Origin of the sequence: Micromonospora yasonensis (assembly GCF_026013475.1) — a bacterium.
GTDB classification, from domain to species: domain Bacteria; phylum Actinomycetota; class Actinomycetes; order Mycobacteriales; family Micromonosporaceae; genus Micromonospora; species Micromonospora yasonensis.
Genome location: NZ_JAPDPH010000411.1, coordinates 1 through 2,664, shown reverse-complemented (window position 1 = coordinate 2,664; position 2,664 = coordinate 1). Strand labels below are relative to the sequence as shown.

3 protein-coding genes are annotated in these 2,664 nt (G+C 71.0%); all 3 read right to left on the bottom strand.

What is annotated here, in order from left to right; translation table 11 throughout:
• Positions 1 to 308 (bottom strand): hypothetical protein (locus tag ONA70_RS35880; RefSeq protein ID WP_265010918.1); only part of this gene is annotated, 308 nt, incomplete at its 3' end.
• A gap of 66 nt (positions 309 to 374) precedes the next feature.
• Entirely contained in the window at positions 375 to 2,432 is a 2,058-nt protein-coding gene (locus tag ONA70_RS35875; RefSeq protein ID WP_265010917.1) for a M6 family metalloprotease domain-containing protein, read from the bottom strand.
• Positions 2,433 to 2,443: 11 nt separating this feature from the next.
• On the bottom strand, positions 2,444 to 2,664 hold a 221-nt coding region (locus ONA70_RS35870; protein WP_265010916.1), incomplete at its 5' end, for a hypothetical protein.

The window sequence follows — 2,664 nt, the reverse complement described above, 5'->3', positions numbered from 1 at the left end:
AACTCGCAGTACGTGGGGACGCGCGCCACCTCCAGATCCTCCTCGAAGGTGGCCACGGACGTGCCCGGCGACAGCGTGCCCTGGGCGAGCATCCGACCGGCGGCGTCGACCACCTGGAACGGGGCCCGGTTGTGGAAGTGGGTGTACGGGCCGGTGCCGGCGCATTCCACGCCCACCGGCCGGATGTTGATGTCCCGGACGAGCACCCGCACGGTCATCGCCGACCGGGCCTCCTCGGCGTCACCGCACGCGGCCAGCGCGCCGGTGAGCAACGACGGCAGCACCAGCGCTGCCAGCAGGCGTCGCATCTGTCCTCCCTGCTCGTCGGACGGAGCCCGGGGCGGTGCCACGCACCGCCCCGGGCCGTCGCGTGCTCAGCCGAGCAGCGCCCGGGGTCGTTCGACCCGGCACTGGCTGGTCACGGTCTTGCTCGGGTCGCTCTCCGAGGTGGCGGTGAGCGTCACCAGGGTGGTCGCGGTCGCGTCGGCGGCGGCGCCGACCGAGACATCGACCGCGGTGGTGGCGCCGAAGTCCGCCGTCGCCAGCTCGTTGGGCAACTGCACCCGCCAGCCCTGGCCGCCGACGGTCGCCGAGAGCCGGTACACGTCGGACTTCAGGTACGCGCTGGCGTCCTCCGGATGCTGCTGCTCGCCGGCCACGTACGTCCCGGTGTTGGTCAGGTCGAACGTGCAGGTCGCGCCCTTGCCGGTGGGCTGGCCCCGGGTGGTCAGGGAGCCGTTGGACAGGGCCACGCCGTGCTGGCTCGGGCCGGCGCCGTCCAGCGACCGGACCGCCACCGTGTACGACAGCACCCCGTCGGCGTCGCGGCGGAGGTTGAGCACGTAGAAGTGCAGCCGGTTGGCCTCGTCCACGTACTCGTACTCGCTGCCGGAGTTGGCGCCGGCGTGGAACAGCGCGTCGGACAGCTGCCGGTAGTCCCCCATGGTGATCTTCTGCGGGGTGCCGTTCGGCTGGTAGAAGTCCACCATGTCGATGTCCTGCGGGTTGGCGTCGACGACCCACACGAACGGGGCGCTGTCAGTGTTCTTGGTCTTGCTGATCAGCACGCCGTTGTCCGGGGTGAACGAGTCCGCGCCCATCCGCTGGACGACCTCGAGCGTGTAGTTGTTGAACCGGCCGCCATCGCAGAGCGGGTCGGTGGTGGTGCTGCAGGCCGGCGAGCGGTCCGCGTTCATCGCGATGTTGATGCCGGTCAGCCCGCCCTCGCCGGCGTCCACCGCGCGGGCGGTGACGTCCGCGACCACCAGGCCGGAGCTGGCCAGCGCCTCCCGGGACAGCCGCAGCGCGTGCTCCTCACCGAGCAGCCCGATCTTCAGCTTGTCGCGGACGGTGTGCAGCGAGCCCATCGAGCCGCCGTTGACCGGCGGGATCTGCCAGCGGGTGTGCGGTCCGCCCGGGCCGTTGAAGGAGCCGCGCGACATCATGCTCCAGATGCCGGTGTACGCGCGGCGCAGCGGAACGCCGTACGGGTTGTTGTAGTTGTCGCCGATGCTCAGCAGGTGGCTGAGCTCGTGCGCGTACACGCCCATGCCGGAGCTCTCCGCCTGGGTGGACGAGCCACCGCCCGCGTTCGGCCAGATGGTGGCCGCGGCCTTCCAGGAGGTCCAGTCGACGTACCGGGTCTTGGCGTAGTTGGGCAGGTTCGGGTCCGGCGGGCCCCAGGCGTCCGGCACGTCCTCCTTGGTTTGGAACATCATCTGGCCGAACTCCTGCCAGGTCGAGGACTCGTCCTGGCCGGCGGAGAGGATGAAGACCAGCTCGAAGCTGTTGGCCACCGCGTCGCCGACCGCCGCGCGCCAGGCGCCCAGCCCGTCGGTACGGATGTTCTTGGCGCAGGTGTCCCCGGACGGGCAGGCGCCGGGGTTGAAGCCGTTGTCGATGCCGTACTGGTACGACTTCGCCGGCATCTCGTACGGGCCGAAGCCGGTGAGGTCCACGCCGTACCGGCCGTTGGAGTCCTGCATCCAGTACTCGTGCAGGGTGTGTCCCCGGTTCAGCTCGCCGGGGGAGTTCAGGAAGTCGGTGTAGAACTGCGCGACCCGGTCGCGGGGCACGTTCTCGGCGCTCGCCTGTGGATTGCCGAAGACCGAGGAGCCCGCCGGCTTGGTGATGACGAACGGCTGGTCCGGGTAGTCGAGCGTGACCAGCGCGATCTTGAAGTTGCGGACCGACCCCCGGACGTTCGGGTCGGCCCAGTTCTTGTGGGGAACCGGCTGGTAGTCGTCCCAGGTCATCGTGTCGGGGTTCTGCCAGTGCTGCGGGTCGAGCGGCTGGAACGGGGCGATCCCGTCCGGCGCGTCACCCGGTGCGGCGGCAGCCGGTCCGGCGGAACCGGCCGCGACCAGGACGGCCGTGACCGCGGCGGCCAGAACCGATCGCCACACCGTACGCCTGGTGGGCGGAAGGCGCATCGAGTCACCTCTCAGGTCGGGGGCTCAGGGGGCGGGGTGATCGGGCGGCGGCGCCGGATCGCGGCGCGGCGAGCCGGAGTCGTCGCGATGCGGAGCTCGCCGTCCGGATGATCACGCCTGACGCCGAATCTAGGAGCCGGCGGCGCGGCGGTCACCGTGCAGATGTCGGCAGGTGACGCGGTGACTTCCGACACGTGCAGGACGGGCCGGCGCGTCGCGCTACCCGTCCGCG

Excerpts from the sequence above, each read along its gene's own strand:
- ONA70_RS35875 (WP_265010917.1), bottom strand. The coding sequence starts at position 2,432 with ATGCGCCTTCCGCCCACCAGGCGTACGGTGTGGCGATCGGTTCTGGCC.